A 590-nucleotide genomic window follows, 5' to 3' on the forward strand; every position below is an offset into this window, starting at 1 on the left:
TTATGTCGGCTCGATCTTCGATTGGGGCGACGAGACCTGCAACATGATCCTCGACGATGGCGGCGACGCGACGATGTTCGCTTTGTGGGGCGCCAAGCTCGAGGCCGGCCAGTCGTTCGCCGAGCCCGAGAATGAGGAAGAGATCGAGATGCAGCGCGCGGTGAAGGAATTCATCAAGCGCAAACCCGGCTACCTCACCGAGACGGTCAAGAACATCAAGGGCGTGTCGGAAGAGACCACTACCGGCGTCCACCGCCTGTACGCGATCGCCAAGAAGGGCGAACTGCCGTTCCCGGCGATCAACGTCAATGACAGCGTGACCAAGTCGAAGTTCGATAACCTCTATGGCTGCAAGGAATCGCTCGTCGACGCGATCCGTCGCGGCACCGACGTGATGCTCGCCGGCAAGGTCGCTTGCGTCGCCGGCTTCGGTGACGTCGGCAAGGGCTCGGCCGCGTCGCTGCGCAATGGCGGCGCGCGCGTGCTGGTGACCGAGATCGATCCGATCTGCGCGCTGCAGGCGGCGATGGAAGGTTATGAGGTCGTCACGATGGAGGAAGCGGTGACCCGCGCCGACATCTTCTGCACCG

1 protein-coding gene is annotated in these 590 nt (G+C 63.1%); it reads left to right on the forward strand.

The window, feature by feature from the left end; all coding sequences use genetic code 11:
- Positions 1–590, forward strand: a 590-nt coding sequence (locus SMA01S_RS23990) for an adenosylhomocysteinase (protein ID WP_174543184.1), incomplete at both ends; no start/stop codon positions are given.

Origin of the sequence: Sphingomonas mali NBRC 15500, from assembly GCF_001598415.1 — a bacterium.
Classification (GTDB): Bacteria; Pseudomonadota; Alphaproteobacteria; order Sphingomonadales; family Sphingomonadaceae; genus Sphingomonas; species Sphingomonas mali.